17 protein-coding genes are annotated in these 15,177 nt (G+C 56.7%); 8 read left to right on the forward strand and 9 right to left on the reverse strand.

Annotation, left to right across the window (positions count from 1 at the left end; genetic code table 11):
- Positions 1-78: 78 nt before the first annotated feature.
- From LB462_RS01555 to LB462_RS01565, 3 genes are all read right to left on the reverse strand, one after another.
- Positions 79-1,101 carry a porin gene (locus LB462_RS01555; protein WP_224505658.1) on the reverse strand — a complete coding sequence of 341 codons (1,023 nt, stop codon included), beginning with the start codon at positions 1,099-1,101 and terminating at the stop codon, positions 79-81.
- 81 nt (positions 1,102-1,182) lie between these two features.
- Positions 1,183-1,512, reverse strand: coding sequence for a DMT family transporter (locus tag LB462_RS01560; RefSeq protein WP_112527730.1), 330 nt, complete (start codon positions 1,510-1,512; stop codon positions 1,183-1,185).
- Complete coding sequence (locus tag LB462_RS01565; protein ID WP_224505659.1) at positions 1,509-1,922, reverse strand: hypothetical protein; 414 nt, start codon at positions 1,920-1,922, stop codon at positions 1,509-1,511. Before LB462_RS01565 ends, LB462_RS01560 begins: the two co-directional genes overlap by 4 nt.
- Between LB462_RS01565 and LB462_RS01570 the strand changes: the two genes are divergently transcribed.
- The gene (locus tag LB462_RS01570) at positions 1,915-3,045 is read left to right on the forward strand and encodes a porin (protein ID WP_224505660.1); all 1,131 of its coding nucleotides are present in this window, start codon (positions 1,915-1,917) and stop codon (positions 3,043-3,045) included. The two genes, LB462_RS01565 and LB462_RS01570, sit on opposite strands and share 8 nt — an antisense overlap.
- A gap of 314 nt (positions 3,046-3,359) precedes the next feature.
- Positions 3,360-4,025: a BON domain-containing protein gene (locus tag LB462_RS01575; RefSeq protein WP_224505661.1), complete on the forward strand. Its 666-nt coding sequence runs from the start codon at positions 3,360-3,362 to the stop codon at positions 4,023-4,025.
- Here the strand turns inward: LB462_RS01575 and LB462_RS01580 are convergent.
- Positions 4,022-4,222, reverse strand: a complete 201-nt coding sequence (locus LB462_RS01580) for a hypothetical protein (RefSeq protein WP_224505662.1) — start codon at positions 4,220-4,222, stop codon at positions 4,022-4,024. The genes LB462_RS01575 and LB462_RS01580 overlap by 4 nt on opposite strands.
- A gap of 231 nt (positions 4,223-4,453) precedes the next feature.
- Between LB462_RS01580 and LB462_RS31100 the strand changes: the two genes are divergently transcribed.
- Together LB462_RS31100 and LB462_RS01585 are read left to right on the forward strand one after the other, a co-directional pair.
- Positions 4,454-4,585, forward strand: coding sequence for a hypothetical protein (locus tag LB462_RS31100; protein WP_255626267.1), 132 nt, complete (start codon positions 4,454-4,456; stop codon positions 4,583-4,585).
- A gap of 29 nt (positions 4,586-4,614) precedes the next feature.
- Complete coding sequence (locus LB462_RS01585) at positions 4,615-5,274, forward strand: helix-hairpin-helix domain-containing protein (protein WP_224505663.1); 660 nt, start codon at positions 4,615-4,617, stop codon at positions 5,272-5,274.
- A gap of 196 nt (positions 5,275-5,470) precedes the next feature.
- Here the strand turns inward: LB462_RS01585 and LB462_RS01590 are convergent, their stop codons facing one another.
- Positions 5,471-6,355, reverse strand: coding sequence for an alpha/beta fold hydrolase (locus LB462_RS01590; protein ID WP_224505664.1), 885 nt, complete (start codon positions 6,353-6,355; stop codon positions 5,471-5,473).
- A gap of 4 nt (positions 6,356-6,359) precedes the next feature.
- On the reverse strand, positions 6,360-8,480 hold the full coding sequence (locus LB462_RS01595; protein ID WP_224505665.1) for a lytic transglycosylase domain-containing protein: 2,121 nt from the start codon (positions 8,478-8,480) through the stop codon (positions 6,360-6,362).
- A 259-nt stretch (positions 8,481-8,739) separates the two neighbouring features.
- Here LB462_RS01595 and LB462_RS31105 point away from each other — a divergent pair, with 259 nt between their 5' ends.
- Together LB462_RS31105 and LB462_RS01600 are read left to right on the forward strand one after the other, a co-directional pair.
- Positions 8,740-8,871: a hypothetical protein gene (locus LB462_RS31105; protein WP_255626268.1), complete on the forward strand. Its 132-nt coding sequence runs from the start codon at positions 8,740-8,742 to the stop codon at positions 8,869-8,871.
- A 191-nt stretch (positions 8,872-9,062) separates the two neighbouring features.
- The gene (locus LB462_RS01600; RefSeq protein ID WP_224505666.1) at positions 9,063-9,347 is read left to right on the forward strand and encodes a GIY-YIG nuclease family protein; all 285 of its coding nucleotides are present in this window, start codon (positions 9,063-9,065) and stop codon (positions 9,345-9,347) included.
- A gap of 124 nt (positions 9,348-9,471) precedes the next feature.
- Here LB462_RS01600 and LB462_RS31315 read toward each other — a convergent pair whose 3' ends face one another.
- The 3 genes from LB462_RS31315 to LB462_RS01620 form a co-directional block, all read right to left on the reverse strand.
- Entirely contained in the window at positions 9,472-10,755 is a 1,284-nt protein-coding gene (locus tag LB462_RS31315) for a calcium-binding protein (RefSeq protein ID WP_304610437.1), read from the reverse strand.
- Between the two features lie 114 nt (positions 10,756-10,869).
- Positions 10,870-11,064, reverse strand: coding sequence for a hypothetical protein (locus LB462_RS01615; protein WP_224506045.1), 195 nt, complete (start codon positions 11,062-11,064; stop codon positions 10,870-10,872).
- A gap of 269 nt (positions 11,065-11,333) precedes the next feature.
- Complete coding sequence (locus LB462_RS01620; RefSeq protein WP_224505667.1) at positions 11,334-12,377, reverse strand: calcium-binding protein; 1,044 nt, start codon at positions 12,375-12,377, stop codon at positions 11,334-11,336.
- A gap of 1,308 nt (positions 12,378-13,685) precedes the next feature.
- Between LB462_RS01620 and dapA the strand changes: the two genes are divergently transcribed.
- Both dapA and smpB read left to right on the forward strand, forming a co-directional pair.
- Positions 13,686-14,567, forward strand: a complete 882-nt coding sequence (gene dapA / locus LB462_RS01625; protein ID WP_210001961.1) for a 4-hydroxy-tetrahydrodipicolinate synthase — start codon at positions 13,686-13,688, stop codon at positions 14,565-14,567.
- A 76-nt stretch (positions 14,568-14,643) separates the two neighbouring features.
- Complete coding sequence (smpB, locus tag LB462_RS01630) at positions 14,644-15,132, forward strand: SsrA-binding protein SmpB (RefSeq protein WP_106717107.1); 489 nt, start codon at positions 14,644-14,646, stop codon at positions 15,130-15,132.
- Positions 15,133-15,177 lie beyond the last annotated feature (45 nt).

Raw genomic sequence — 15,177 nt, forward strand, 5'->3', positions numbered from 1 at the left:
AACGTCGAATTGGTTTGTTGAGGACGAAAAACCAATGCCGGAACGCCCGGCATTGGTTTGTGTCAGCCAATCAAAGGATCAGAAGTTGCGCTGGAAACGGAGGATGCCGCCAAAGGCGTCGTCGGTATCGGTCGCGCGAGCACCGTCGAACTTGGTGTAGTTGATTTCCGGCGTGATCGTGAAGCCAGGAACCAGCTCGTAAGCCACGTTCAAAGCTGCAGCGATTGTGCCATCATCTTCATAGCCGACCTGTGCATTGACAGCTGCAGTGTCCGTAACCTTGGCGGCAATACCGCCCCAGACAGCAAAATCACCATTCCAGGTACCGTAGAAATCAGTTCCGTCGTTAGATTTGTATCCGCCCAGAACCCAGGCTGAAATTGTGTCGCTGAATTTGGCATCGACGCGGAGCTTACCAGCCCATTCTTCCGCATTGGAGTCGTAGCCAACGACGCCCGAGACCGTGCCCCAAGCTTGTTCGAATTTCGCACCGCCAACGATGTGCGGAAGATAGTCATCGATCAGGTTGTCGCCATTACCCTGTTCTGCACCGATAAACGCCGAGAAACCATTGCCGCCAGTGAACGTATAGCTGATCTGGTTGGTGACATAGCTGCCTTCAGCGACCACGTCGTCATTGATGATGTCGCCGAGATAACCGGTCCAGCTCGTGAATTGCGAGTCGGCTGCACCGACCCGGAAACCACCGAGCTCGATGGTTGCCTGGTTCAGATCGACAGTTGGAGCATCCGCACCATTCTTGAAGTTGTAGCGAAGCTCGGCGAAAGACTTCAACGTACCGAGTTCGGTTTCCGAACGGGCGTCAAAACGGAGAAGCGCACGTGCACGCCAGTCATAGGTGTCGCGCTCGGCGCCGGAATAAACGTCGTCACCGCCCTGAATGTCGGCCCGCACATAGCCGCTGATCTTCAGGCAGGTTTCGGTCCCCGGAATATAGAAGAAGCCCGCGCCATAAGCATCGCACACTTTGACGTATTCGACGGGTTCGGGTTCAGCGACAACGACTGCATCTGCAGCGCGTGCCCCTGATACTGCAACGAGAGCTGCAGCGGAGCCGAGAAGTAGGCTCTTGATGTTCATTTCTGACCTCCAGTCAAGATTCGACGGGAGGCTCCTGGAAAATGGATAGCTGGCGCACCAATTGGCCAGCAAATACTGACCCTAATGCCCGACCGAGCTCGAGAAGAGATTGACGATGAGCACGCCGGCAACGATCAGGACCAACCCGACGATCGCAGCAATATCCAGCGATTGCTTGAACCAGAACCAGCCAACGGCGGCGATCAGCACGATTCCCGCACCCGACCAGATCGCATAGACAACGCCGACGGGCATGGTTTTGAGCAGTATCGAAAGCAGGTAGAACGCCGCTCCGTAGCCGGCAATGCAAACCAGCGATGGCCAAAGCCTGGTGAATCCATCGGCCTGTTTGAGGGCGGAAGTGGCCACGACTTCGCAGACTATGGCGATAAGGAGGTAGAGATATGTCATGTCAAATCACCATTCAGGGAGAGCGGAAAATCGTTGATTCGATTCAGCGATTGGCCAGCAACACCGCTGTAATGGCCGATTCTTCGGGTGTTTGCAGTTCCAATCCCGCCACGTTCCGGCAAGATTTTATTAAAAACCGGGTTACCAATATTAATGAGGGGTAAAGATATTGCAGGAGCCGAGGCGATTTCGTGGCTTTTGTGCAACAGCGCTCTGGCATAGAGCCCTAACAGGGTGCCGATCCGGACATTCATGGTTGAAACCCCGGCGCTGGCGAGTATGGTCTGTCGGGAGGAAGGGCGTTCATCGCATTTCTTCTTGGACTTAGGGGATGGGGACAGGTTGTCCTTCAGCCAAATTGGAATGCCCAGACCCATTTTTAACTTTGACTGGAGGTCAGAAATGAACATCAAGAGCCTTCTTATCGGCTCCGCTGCAGCCCTCGTTGCAGTATCAGGGGCACGCGCTGCAGATGCAGTCGTCGTCGCTGAACCAGAGCCCGTCGAATACGTTCGCGTTTGCGACGCATACGGCGCTGGCTTCTTTTATATTCCGGGGACCGAAACCTGCCTGAAGATCAGCGGTTATGTCCGTTATGATGCTGCTGGCGGCGACAATGTCTACGATGGTTCCAACGTAGGTGCCAAGGACAACGAAACCTGGTACAAGCGTACACGTGCAGAAGTTCGTTTCGACGCTCGTTCGGAAACCGAACTCGGCACCCTGCGTTCGTACATCCAGGGCCGTTTCCAGTATACCAATGGCATCGATGATGGCGGTTCGCTGCCACAGGCATGGATCGAACTCGGTGGTTTCCGCATCGGTACTGCTGACGAACTCTTCGGTTCGTGGACAGATTATGCCGGCGCGATCATCAACGACGACGTGATCAACTACCAGTCCGGCCAGAGCAACCAGGTCAGCTACACTTTCGTTGGTGGCAATGGTTTCTCCGCAATGATCGGTGCTGAACAGGGTCAGGATGATGTTACCGGCCTCGGCGGCGACTATGTCATCGAAGACTACATGCCACACGTTCTCGCTGGTGCGAAGTTCGAGCAGGGTTGGGGCAAGGTCTCCGGCGTTGTTGGCTATGACTCCAACGTTGAAGAATTCGCTGGCAAACTGCGTTTGGACGTGAAGTTCAACGAAATGTTCTCTGCTTGGATCATGGGTGGTTATCAGTCCGGTTATTCTGATCCAGTCCTCGCAGTTAACGGCGATGGCAATCTGGCGCTCGTAAATACTGACGAACGCAACTGGTTCGGCACTTGGGAAGGCGATTGGGCAGCTTGGGGCGGTATCTCCGTCAAGGCTACCGATAAGGCAACCATCAACGCACAGGGTGCTTGGGAAGACGAAGGCACCTATGCTCTCGCTCTTAACGTAGCTTACGAGCTGGTTCCTGGCTTCACGATCACGCCAGAAATCAACTACACCAAGTTCGACGGTGCACGTAAGGACGTAGCTGAATTCGAAAGCGGCAGCGACGATGCATTCGGCGGTATCATCCGCTTCCAGCGCAACTTCTAATCCTTCACGGATTGGTTGATTTGGACCCGGCAGCGCAAGCTGCCGGGTTTTCTTTTGCCGGAAATCTGGTGCTCTACAATGTTTATGGCACGCGGACACACCCCTGTGTTGAAATGGCCATAAATAGCGGGCAGACATGATTGCGGGTAAGAGCCCGTTTGGAAAGTCGCTGTGGCGAGACATATGGCGTGGTTTTCGAGAACCGGAGCGCAGCGTACTCAAGTACGTGAGCAGCGGAAGCACAGAAAATCGCGTCAGATGACCGCCGCCGCAGAGTTTCAAAATGGGCTCCAAGATAAGAAAGTATTGACTATATGCAGACGATCAAAAGCTGGTTCTGGCCGGGCGTCATCACCATTGCGCTGCTGACGGCCTTGGCTGTGTGGTTTTTGACAGATCCGATCGACCGTGAGCTCACAGAGACCGCCAACAATGCGCTTGAGACCGGCAATCCATGGGCGAGCGCCGAAATCGATGGCCGCGATCTGGTCCTCAAGGGAATTGCACCATCCGAGGAAGCGCTCGCGGAGGCGTTGAAAATTGTGAGCGAGACGAGGGGCATTCGCGTCGTCGACAATCAGGCGACACTTTTGCCTTTGGCTGTTCCGTTTTCCTTCGCGGTCACCAAGTCCGATGAAGGGATCCTGCTTTCGGGCAACGTTCCCTATGGCGATGCCCGCGCCAAGATCCTCGCCGCCGCGGAAAGTGCCATGCCAGGTATCGAAATTCTCGATGAAATGGCTGTGGCGCGGGGCGCACCGCCGGGTTTCTTCGATCTTGTCGATTTCGCGCTGGCGCAAGCGGCGCAATTGACCAATGGCGAAGTGGAAATTTCAGGTGAAACCTACAACATCAGGGGTACCGCTGCCAATTCGAATGGTTATGATAGCCTGAATGCTGCTCTGCACATGGCGCTTCCGGGCAATGGAAAGCCGGGCGAGGTGAAATTGGAAGTGCCGGCCAGCGCCAGCAACAACTAGGTCGTAAACTCATAAATCTGGTAGAAATGGCGCCTGAAACGGCAAGAAGATGCGAGGAGAAGCGTGAAGGGCGGGGTCTTTCCCCCGGCCGAACGGTTCGACACTGCAGCTTGCAGCCGTTTCGGCGTCCGGAGGATATGGTCCATCTTCCCGGCAACATCGTCGCAAAGGACTTGAAAATGGATAAACATTTCCATCGCCTTTGCTCCTTGTATCCGAAAAGATGGCCTCATACCATTTCCATCAGATTTATGAGTTTACGACCTAGAGTAATTCCACGAAAAGTGGGAACCGCTGCTCCAGGGTCTGTTGAGATTCGCGATCATGGCGAGGCGAAAACGGTGTTTTTCGAGCAACGGAGCGCAGCGTACATTCTGGTACGTGAGCACCGGAAGCGCAGAAAATCGCCGTTTGCAGGCCGCCATGGCGTGAACATCGACAGACCCTGCAGCAGCCATTGGGAGGACGACGGCATGTGGTATTTGATCAGCGAGCTCTGGCTCTTTCTTCTGATTGCTGTTCTTGTCGGTTTCTATGTCGGCTGGTCGACCCAGGCCTGACTTCGATAGCGAAGGTGGGATAACGAATCATGGTGATGTTCATTTTATCGTCGCTGTTCCTCATTGCCGCCGCCTTTATCATCGGCGCGATTTTAGGCAATGTTTCCAAGAGGTTCTCGGCAAAAAGAGATTCTGTTTCTGAAAGCTCGACGAGGGCGGCCGATGCGCGGCTTGCGTCCCTGTCGCTGCTCGGTACCCCTGCGAATGACGATGTGAAGAAATCTGCCAGAGAAGCCGCCGCCATGATTCCGCCGGCGGAACCGGTTCCCGCGCCAGACCCTGCGGGTGCGGGCCGCAGCAGATCAGGACGCAAGACGGCCGCGCCAAAGAAAAGCCAGGCAAAGGCCGAGGCGAAGATCGTGCGAAGCCCAAGGCAGGATGACAAGAACCGCCCGGCGTTGCTCAAGACTGCACGCCGCGGCAAGCCCGACAAGCTGACTGACATCGATGGCATTGGTGCCGTGATTGAATCGAAACTCTTTGCGGCCGGCATTTTCCACTACGACCAGATTGCTGGCTGGACTTCCGACGAAGCCGCCTGGGTCAGCGAGGAAATCGGCTTTCCCGGTCGCGCCCATCGCGAGGGCTGGATCAGCCAGGCGTCAGGCTTGGTGAAGCCTGTGGCGAAGGCAAAACCGAAGGCGGCGCCGAAAAAAGCTGCACCGGCGAAAACTGGCAAAAGCGGCTGAACATTTTCCGTTTGGCAATGCTGCTGTGCGTGGTTCGACAAGCTCACCATGAGGGAGTGGGTTGATTGCATGGAGTGGGTTGATTGCAGGGTTGAATTTCTGCAACGTCGGTGATTGTCGTTGCAATTCTCTATCGCCCTCATGGTGAGCTTGTCGAACCACGCACAGCAGCATTGCCATCCGGCAAATCAGCAACCTAAACCGCCCTCAGATCCACCCCGGCGGCAAATGCTGCGATCAGCTCGGGCAGGCGCCCGGTTTCCAGCATTGGCGCGTGGCCTTGGCCCGCCACGTTGATCACCTGCAGCGCCGGATGTCTGCGTGTCATTTCCTCCACCGTTTCCGGTGCCAGTAGCGGCGTGTTTTCTCCACGGATGAGCAGCAGCGGCAGTTCGGCCAACAAATCGAACTGCGCCCACAGATCCGGCAATTTCTGCGTGAAATCGATGCCTGCCAGCGTTTTCACGAGGTGCGGGTCGTAATCCGGGCGGATAGCTCCATCGATCTCGCGGTAAATCGCGTGGGCGAAGCGCTCCCAGTCCGCATCCCTCAGCGCCGGGAATGCGGCCCCATGCACGGCGCGCTGGATCTCCGCTGCTTCCGTCCAGCTCTTCGGCAGCCGCGGATTGTCCAAATACTGACTGATCTGCAGCAATCCCGCCGGCGCGATCTCCGGGCCGATATCGTTGAGGATCACGCCGGCCAGGAGCTGCGGCGCAATCGCTGCGAGGATGTGGATGATCAGCCCGCCGCGCGACGTGCCGAGAAACACCGCGCGATCGATCCCGAGCACTCCGAGCCCGGCAATCACATCGCCGGCTTCAGTGCCTATATTATAATGCGTGAAATCGGGATCGTAGGCCGACAGCCCACGTCCGCGATAGTCGAAGCTGACCACGCGCCGCGGCGTTTCCGGATGCTCCGAAAGCACCAGCGCCAGCTCATGGAAATCCCTGGCGTTGCGCGTCAGGCCGGGCAGGCACACGAGCGGCAGGCTATCCACGTCGCGCGCCGGTTCATACACCCGCGCGTAGAGCTTCAACCCATCCGGCGCATCGTAAGTAATCTCGCGAAAAGCCAAGCGATCAGCCGCGCCGCCCGGCGGTCAGATCGCTTTCGATCTGCGCCTTGCCGGTAAGCCGCGCCTTATAGACCTCGTAGTTTTCCATCACCCGCTGCACGTAGTTGCGTGTCTCGGTATAGGGAATGCGCTCGATCCAGTCGACCACCTCGTCGAGCGGCTTGCCGCGCGGATCGCCATATTTCGCCACCCACTCATTGGCGCGGGTCGGGCCGGCATTGTAGCCGGCAAAGGTAAGCACATACGAACCATCGAACTTCGAGATCTGCTCGCCGAGGAATTTCGCGCCGAGTGTCGCGTTATAGGCCGCATCGGTTGTCAACCGGTCCTTCGAATAACTCATGCCGGCGCGGGTGGCGACGCCCTTGGCTGTTCCCGGCAAAAGCTGCAGCAGGCCGCGTGCCCCGGCGCTTGATACGGCGGTCGGGTTGAACTCGCTTTCCTGCCGGGCGATGGCATAGGCAAGCGCCGTGCCCGATCCGGAGATATTGGCATTGCCCGGAATGGCGCCGATCGGATGCGACAGGGCGCCCACATCGATGCCGCGCTGCGCCGCAGCCTTGCCGACACGCAGGGCGACGTAGTGATTGCCCTTGCGCTCGGCCATCACCGCCAGCAGCGCGAGTTCGCCGGGGCTGTCGAGCTCCTGCGCAAGGCTCGTATAAAGCATCGCCGCGCGTGAATCGTAACCCGTGTCCTCGAGCCGCTGGATCGCCCGCACAGCCTCGCGCTGTGCAAAGCGCGTACGGTCGGCGTCGCTCGGCTTGGGGTAGGGCAGTTGCAACCCGGATTGCCCGAGCTTCGCCGCCGCAAGCTGCCCGTAGAACGTGGTGCCGTAGCGGGAAGCCCGCGTATAATATTCGCTGGCGTTCCCCGCACTGCCGGCTTCCGCCGCACGTCCGAGCCAGTAATAGGCGCGCGAGGCCGACATCGGCCGCGACGATATCTCGGCGATCCGGGCAAAATGCTTCTGCGCCGTTTTCGCGTCGTTCAGCGCCCTGAGCGCCACCCAGCCTGCGTGAAACTCCGCGTCCGCCGCAACGGCCGGTGTCTCGGCGCTGTGCGAGGCGGCAACGCGGTAGGCGCGCTTGGCATCGCCAATGTCCAGCAATTCGCGCGACAGCACCCGGCGCTCGGTCCACCACGCATCCGGATCGACCAGCGAAGCCGCATCGCGCGGCGCCGCAGCCATCGTGTCCGCCGCTTCCTTGTATTTCTCCTGCCGCCGCAAATATTGCGCCTTGGCGAAGATATAGGCGGCGTTCTGCGCCCAGGATCCATCGACCTGCGCCAGCTTCTTGCCGGCATCGGGCGCCTTCTGCAGCACGGCGGCAAAAGCCTGATACAGCGACGTCGCGCCGGCAAGCTTGGCCACGCGCCCGGCGGATTTCACCTTGCCCTCATAGAGCATGGTCAGCATGCGTGTCAGATGGTCTTCGCGCGAAATGACCCCGGAAAACTCCTTGAGGATCATCGCTTCCTGATTGTCATCGAGCTTCTTCGTCCGCCAGAACGGCCCGAGGATTTGCCGTGCCGCACGCTGGTTGCCGCTGGCCACATAGGCGCGGGCGAGGATCACCACGCCTTCCGTCGTCTGCGGCGCGGTATTGCCAAAGGCACTGATGACCACCGAAGGCGCCGGATTTTCCTTGTAGAGCGCCCGTTCGGAATTGCTGCGGAAGGTCGCCATGCCCGGCCAGCCCGGCAGTTCTGCGGCGGCCTGCGCAATCTCGGAACTCGGCACGCCCGGCGCATTGGAAAGGCCGATCGCCCAGGTCAATATATGCCGGTCGAGCGCCTGCGAAGGCAGGCCGTTGCGGATGCCGATCGCCCGCCGCACATCGCCCGAAGCGATGGCATCGAGCCCGCTCTTCAGGCTGCCGGCGATAGCCGTAGGCTTCGAAGGCTGGGCAATGCCCGCCGTCGTCACCGGGTCCGGATGCATCGCCGCCTGGATCGCCGGGCTGACGCGGGTTTGCGTCGAGGCGAAGGGCTTCAGCGTGGGGATTGGGATCGCTGCCGAAGGCACAGGATTTTGGGCGTACGAAGCCGACGCACTCAAACCCGCTGGCAGCGCAACGGTGAGGCCAAGAAGAACATGACGCAAAACAGAAGTTCTCAGCATAAAACTACCGGTTATGTTGAAGCGGATCGTGAAGAGCCCCTCGATCCAAAAGACCATATCATAATAATGGCGGACGTATGAAAGCAGTATTAACGAAGCGTTAGCCGGAAGGGTGGGATTTGAAGGGTTTCCGACTTGTTCACCTCTCCGTTATCCCTAGTCCCCCACCCCTCCGTCATCCTCGGGCTTGACCCGAGGACCCATCTTTTCTTTGGAGAGATGGTTTCGTCCGCAGGGATTCAAAGTTTTGAATGGGTATATGGGTCCTCGGGTCAAGCCCGAGGATGACGGAGAGGTGGTGCTTTGTGACGACGGAGAGGTGGTGCTTTGGGATGACGGAGAGGTGGTGAATGACGGAAAGGTGGTGCCCGGCCCGATGATGGAAAGGTAGCGCTTGGCAAGACGATAACGGAAAGGTGGGGTCACGCGTTAACCCCGAGGACGACACCAACATTTCCGTTATCCTAAGTCCTCGGGTTAAACCCGAGGACCCATTTTTTCTTTGGACCGCGTTAGCCTTTCGTCCAATTTACACGAACGATGTTAGCGAAGCAGACTGGGAACTTTCCGGACTTCCGCTGCATGAGTGGCTATGTCTACATCCTTGGCAACCGCAAGAATGGAACACTTTACATCGGCGTGACGTCCGATCTTCCGGGTCGCATTTATGAGCACAAAGAAGGGCATACACCCGGATTTGCCTGGAAATATGGCTGTACACGACTAGTCTGGTACGAGGAACATGCCCTTATCGTAGACGCCATCCAACGAGAGAAATCTTTAAAGCGTTGGTACCGGCAGTGGAAGATTGATCTGATTGAACGGATGAATCCGGATTGGGAAGATCTCTACGACACACTTTACTAGCCGCTCACCTCTCCGTCATCCTCGGGCTTGACCCGAGGACCCATTTTGACGTTAGCGAAAGAAATCGCGTGGTCATCGCCGCGCGTGAATATATTGCCGACAACTCAGCAAACACACTCCAGGATCACAGGATGAAATCCGTAGCGAGTAGAGCAAGGCTGCCATTCCGAACGATAATTTCAAACTCGACGGTGTCCAAGTTCGTATCCGTATTACCTTGCACGATCAAAGCACCACCATCCGCGAAGTATCGCAGCTGTCCCGCTCCGGTGAAAGCCGATGTCCCCTGCCAACCGAATGCTTGCTCGCCCGATACAGTGGTGTTGGCATCAATGGGCGCGAGATCGATTTTGTCCCATGAATTCATAAAAATTGAATCTCGATCGCCCGGTTTGCTCTCGCTGGCGTTGAGGTAACGTATGGTGTCCACGCTAGGGGAATAGCTGAGATCATCACACCTCAACTGATCCCCATCCGCTCCACCGATAAGCACATCCTCCCCGTTGTCCTCCTGATACGATAGCAGCCTCGTATCAAGGGTATCGAAACCCGCTCCGCCGTCCAACGTCATGCTGAGTTGGTTATCTTGTAAGCTGTCACGAAAACTCGAACCTATGATCTTTTCGATTGTGAGATCGATCCCATCCCCTTCTGCATCGCCGCCAGAAGGGCTGCCATCGAACCTGATAAAAACACCAGCGCCCGATGACGAATAATCGACTGTATCGAAGCCATCGTCGCCACGGAAACTGTCAAAGCCTGGACCGCCTATGAGGACATCATCGCCATCGCCGCCGCCGAGCTGGTCACCGCCATCGCCGCCATTGAGCGTGTCATTACCATCGCCGCCGTCGAACTTATCGTTGCCACCCATGCCATTGAGCGTATCATTGCCGCCAAGACCGATCAGGATATTGTTGCTGGCATTGCCCGTGATCGTGTCGTTATGCGCCGAGCCGACGACATTCTCGAAATCATTGACGACGTTATCGTATTGGGCATGGCCGCCGCTGACGGTGACATAACCGCCTGTCAGCACCGACATGTTGACTGTTACGGCAGCATCGGAGCTTTCATAGCTCAGCGTATCGATGCCCAAGCCACCGCTGAGCCTTTCCTTGAGTAGAGCATTACCCCCGGCGCCGCCTTCGATGAGATCATTGCCGGCAGCGCCATTGATGTTGTCCTGCCCGCCCATGCCATAGATCTGGTCGCTGCCGTTACCGCCGTTGATGAGTTGCAGCAGAGCGCCCGTCCCGGTAATCCGGTCGTTGTTGTCGCCGCCGTTAATGTCGGGGAGCCCTGATGTGATGTCGTCATTGCGGCTGGTGCCGATGGGGCTAGTCTGCCAAGGTCCGTTGTAAATGTTCAAAAAATCGCTTCCGAAATAAATGGAATCAAGTGCCATGATCATGCACTCCCCGTAATGGGCTGCATGGGCCGGTATCCTCCCCAGGGCCAGTTACTCCGCAGCCAACGGCATTAACCATACGCCTTTAGTATGAGAGCACAATGAATTATACTACAAAAGTAGTAATAAAAATGGGTTAGGCAGCAATAAATCTGCGATATCTTCAAGCCGTTTACTGTTGCTGGAAGGAATTGTGACGTGTTTCGCAAGGATCGGCGCGGCCAAGACTATCGATGTCATACCACCGGGCAAAGACAAGGAGCCGAACTGGCCGCCGACGCCATCGGGCCCATTCTTCATCGCCATGCGGCTCCACTGATCGAAGCCTGAAGCGCTCGATGACGGCTGAAAGCCGCCGCCGATGCAGCGGGTTGTATGGGAGAGGGGCAAGCCACACGGCTGTAGCTTGTCGCAACTTTAGATTTTTTGACAGCAGGTTTTGAAGCAAACAGGTTTTTAGAAACGACGATTTTTGAGGATTTCGCCGGTCTCTCAACAGGCTTCACACCCGCGGCGCGAATTGCCGAAAGGGAAAGCCCGTGGTTTCGCCGTCCTCGGAACCACGGGAAGGTTCGTTACAAGATGAAATCAGCTGCGGTCAGGTGTCCGCGTAATGGGTCGCCAAAAAAAGTTACATCGAGACCAACAGTAATCACACCAACCAATCCTCCCCCAAATGTGATCAAATCGCTTATCGAGTTCTGTTGGGTAATGACGATTCCACCGAGGTCACTACCAAAGTGGAACGGGTCATCGGCTGGCGTTGAGGGGATGGCATCGATAGCGGATAAATCAATCTTATCATTGTTAAAGGCCACGATTCTCTCACCTGCCACAAAATCATCGGGCGCAAGATATTTGTATGTGACAGCCCCAGTCCCGAAGAGCCCGGAAAGTTGGTCGTTGCCTGCGCCGCCCACCAGCACACAGCTGCCCGTGCTAACCGAAGTAAGACTATCCGCACCGTTTCCGCCATAGAGCGTGACTGAGCCGGTCCGTCCCGAGCCTATAACATCATCAAAGTTGGTTCCGATGACGGTTTCGATGCCGCTGTACGTATCCCCAGCGGCATCGCCGCCGGAACCAGCGCCTGCCAGTCCAACCGTGACACCACCCACAGTCGATGTCGAATAATCGGCTGTGTCGATGCCCGCGCCGCCATTGAGCACATCCGCGCCAGCGCCACCCACCAGGATATCGTTGCCACCACCGCCATTGAGCGTGTCGTTGCCGCCCAATCCGGCAAGAACATTTGCAAGGTTGTCGCCGGTGATGGTGTCGTCGAAGTTCGAACCCACGACATTTTCAATGCCGGTCAACGTATCGGCAAGGCCATCGCCACCGATAGCCGTACCAAGGCCACCCACCGTCATCAGCACGGTCACGCCGTTGCTCGCATTGGCGTAGCCGGCAGTATCTCTCCCGCCGGCGCCGCCATTGATGGCGTCGATACCGGCACCGCCTTCCAGATAGTCATTGCCTTGGCCAAGGATATAATCGCTGCCAGGGCCTCCGGCGAGCGTTTCAAGAGCCTGAGTGTTCAGGCCGGTGATCTCATTTGGATTTGCGCTGATGTCAAGCAATGTGAATAGTGCCTGTACTTGAGGATTGATAGCCATGATCAAGCCCTCCCCGTTCGGGCTGCATGGGCCGGTATCCTCCCCAGGGCCTGCTACCTCCGCAGCCAACACTATTAACCATACGCCTTTATGCTGAGATAGCAACTAGACCTGCGAAATAAGGCTTAAACAAAACGAGCTAAGTACTTACCCTATCTTGGCGCGGCATAAGTCATGAGAGCGCGTCTTCAATCAATATAGCTATACACGTGAAGAAGAAAGGTGTATAATCAGGATTATACTTGTTGCTCGTTCATGAGCCTCCGGGGGCGGTGGCCTGTCCGTGACATGAGATCACGGCGATTGACGAATGCAAGGCAACGCACATTCATAAGCTCGCCGGTCCTGAAGCAATTCCAGAAAAAGGTTCAAGCGGTTTTTGCCGCCTGGAATTGCGAATTAAAGAGAGGGGCCGAACCCTGTGGGAGGGGTCATCGCGAATGTGCCGGAAGCGCGCTCATGCGGAAGCTCAAGGCATCCCCTGGAAGGCCTCATTCCAGTCCACCTTAAGCCAAATCGATTGGCAATAGTGAAATGCTTTGTGCATGCCCCGTTCAAACAGTGGCTGTTTCATGGCAATCGACGCTTGTGCGGGAAATTTCGCCCACGATCCTGTACTGGCGGAGATGCTTGACAACAGTTGGCTCAGCCGGCTTCGTCCTCGCAAATATGTGAAGCTGGCAAAACGGACGGGGTTGCACGTCCTCGGGGAGGGACGCGCGGAGGAGGCAGCGCGGACAGATCTGCGCTGCCTCCTCCTGAGTTTGCGCGGGAGGTGCGTGGTTCGACAAGCTCACCATGAGGGACGTAGTGAGCTGCAGGAGCCAAGAATTGCAGAGTTAAGAATCTGCAACTTTGACGAGTTTTGCGACGGAGACGATTGGCATTGCAGCCCACCACCTCCCTCATGGTGAGCTTGTCGAACCACGCACATGATCATCCTCATCCAGAGGCCAAAAAAAAAGCGTTCTCATATCAACCGACGTTTAATTGAACGATCGTTTCTTTAATTCTGGCCTGGAATCCAGTTCGAAGCCCGAAATCGGCATGTTTTGGACGCTCCTGTCCCGATCTGGGTGTGCAAATGGTGCGAATTCATCCCGAACTCACACAAACATCGGCGATTCTCATGCAAGAAACCTCGATTCCGGCGCAAGAATTTCAACCGGCGCGGGAATTTTAGTTGTCTCAAGTTGATGATTTCCATCATCAAAAGGAACTTGTAACCAAAAGCCCGCGCGACTATGGTGCGCCACCTCGTGACCGGGTAGGGTCTCGGGGCTGATCATTATTATTTCGGAGTTTCCCATGCTGAAAGGCTCAATCACCGCTCTCGTCACGCCCTTCGATCAGGACGGCGCGTTCGACGAGAAAGCCTTTCGTGGCTTCGTTTCCTGGCAAATAGACAATGGAACCAATGGGTTGGTACCTGTGGGCACCACCGGCGAATCGCCGACGCTGTCCCATGCGGAACACAAGCGCGTCGTCGAGGTCTGCATCGAGGAAGCCGCCGGGCGCGTGCCGGTGATTGCGGGCGCGGGCTCCAACAATACGCGTGAAGCCATTGAATTGGCTGAGTTTTCCGAGAAGGCGGGTGCCGATGCCATTCTCGTCGTCACGCCCTATTACAACAAGCCGAGCCAGCGCGGGCTCTACGCCCATTACGCGGCGATCGCCGAGGCCGTGTCGCTGCCGATCATCATCTATAACATTCCGGGGCGGTCGATCATCGACATGACGCCGGAGACGATGGGCAAACTTGCCAATGATTTCAAAAACATAGCTGGCGTGAAAGACGCGACCGGCAAGATCGAGCGCGTGTCGGAACAGCGCATCACCTGCGGCAAGGATTTCATCCAGCTCTCCGGCGAGGATGCGACGGCGCTCGGCTTCAACGCCCATGGCGGCCATGGCTGCATCTCGGTGACATCGAATGTCGCGCCACGGCTTTGCGCGGAATTCCAGGCGGCAACGCTGGCTGGTGATTATGACAAGGCGTTGTTATTGCAAGATAAATTGATGCCGTTGCACAAGGCGCTATTCCTTGAGCCGAACCCGTCCGGGCCGAAATATGCGCTGGCGAAGCTTGGCAAAATGCAGAACGCGCTCCGTTCGCCGATGGTGCAGGTCGAGGCCCATACCGCCGATCGTATCGATCAGGCGATGCGGCATGCTGGTCTGGTGAATTAGAGCAATTCCAGGAAAAGTGTGAAGCGGTTTTCCGTTCGGAATTGCGTAAGAACATCAGGAATCCCATATAAATTGCATGAACAAGCCAAAAACTGCCTCAAAACCCATCACGGTTCGCAAAATCATTGCGGAAAACCGTAAAGCGCGCTTCAATTTCGAGATTCTCGACACGCTGGAGGCTGGCATCGTTTTGCAGGGCACCGAGGTCAAGTCGCTGCGCCGCAATCAGTCGAATATTGCCGAGAGCTATGCGAGTTTCGAGAATGGCGAGTTCTGGCTGATCAACTCCTACATTCCGGAATATCTTCAGGCCAATCGCTTCAACCACGAGCCCCGCCGCCATCGTAAACTATTGATTTCAAAGCGGGAAATGTCGCGGCTGGCGCAGTCCGTGGATCGCGAGGGGATGACGGTCGTGCCGCTGAAACTCTACTTCAACGACCAGGGCCGGGCCAAGCTCGAGATCGCCGTCGCGCGCGGCAAGAAGCTGCATGACAAGCGCCAGACTGAAAAAGAACGCGACTGGAACCGCGAGAAATCACGGCTCATGAAAGAGCGCGGCTAGGCTCCGCCTTATCTCTCCCCTTGTGGGAGAGAAAGTGATTTCAGC

It is taken from the genome of Phyllobacterium chamaecytisi (assembly GCF_020164455.1).
In the GTDB taxonomy this organism is placed as follows: Bacteria; Pseudomonadota; Alphaproteobacteria; order Rhizobiales; family Rhizobiaceae; genus Phyllobacterium; species Phyllobacterium chamaecytisi.

What these genes read in the sequence shown, in the direction of transcription:
- LB462_RS01600 (WP_224505666.1), top strand. Translation starts at nt 9,063, where the DNA reads ATGAGTGGCTATGTCTACATCCTTGGCAACCGCAAGAATGGAACACTT.
- LB462_RS31105 (WP_255626268.1), top strand. Translation starts at nt 8,740, where the DNA reads ATGGGTCCTCGGGTCAAGCCCGAGGATGACGGAGAGGTGGTGCTTTGT.
- LB462_RS01580 (WP_224505662.1), bottom strand. Translation starts at nt 4,222, where the DNA reads ATGGAAATGTTTATCCATTTTCAAGTCCTTTGCGACGATGTTGCCGGG.
- LB462_RS01555 (WP_224505658.1), bottom strand. Translation starts at nt 1,101, where the DNA reads ATGAACATCAAGAGCCTACTTCTCGGCTCCGCTGCAGCTCTCGTTGCA.
- LB462_RS01570 (WP_224505660.1), top strand. Translation starts at nt 1,915, where the DNA reads ATGAACATCAAGAGCCTTCTTATCGGCTCCGCTGCAGCCCTCGTTGCA.
- dapA (WP_210001961.1), top strand. Translation starts at nt 13,686, where the DNA reads ATGCTGAAAGGCTCAATCACCGCTCTCGTCACGCCCTTCGATCAGGAC.
- LB462_RS01615 (WP_224506045.1), bottom strand. Translation starts at nt 11,064, where the DNA reads ATGGCGATGAAGAATGGGCCCGATGGCGTCGGCGGCCAGTTCGGCTCC.
- LB462_RS01575 (WP_224505661.1), top strand. Translation starts at nt 3,360, where the DNA reads ATGCAGACGATCAAAAGCTGGTTCTGGCCGGGCGTCATCACCATTGCG.
- smpB (WP_106717107.1), top strand. Translation starts at nt 14,644, where the DNA reads ATGAACAAGCCAAAAACTGCCTCAAAACCCATCACGGTTCGCAAAATC.
- LB462_RS31315 (WP_304610437.1), bottom strand. Translation starts at nt 10,755, where the DNA reads ATGGCACTTGATTCCATTTATTTCGGAAGCGATTTTTTGAACATTTAC.
- LB462_RS01595 (WP_224505665.1), bottom strand. Translation starts at nt 8,480, where the DNA reads ATGCTGAGAACTTCTGTTTTGCGTCATGTTCTTCTTGGCCTCACCGTT.
- LB462_RS01565 (WP_224505659.1), bottom strand. Translation starts at nt 1,922, where the DNA reads ATGTTCATTTCTGACCTCCAGTCAAAGTTAAAAATGGGTCTGGGCATT.
- LB462_RS01620 (WP_224505667.1), bottom strand. Translation starts at nt 12,377, where the DNA reads ATGGCTATCAATCCTCAAGTACAGGCACTATTCACATTGCTTGACATC.
- LB462_RS01560 (WP_112527730.1), bottom strand. Translation starts at nt 1,512, where the DNA reads ATGACATATCTCTACCTCCTTATCGCCATAGTCTGCGAAGTCGTGGCC.
- LB462_RS01585 (WP_224505663.1), top strand. Translation starts at nt 4,615, where the DNA reads ATGGTGATGTTCATTTTATCGTCGCTGTTCCTCATTGCCGCCGCCTTT.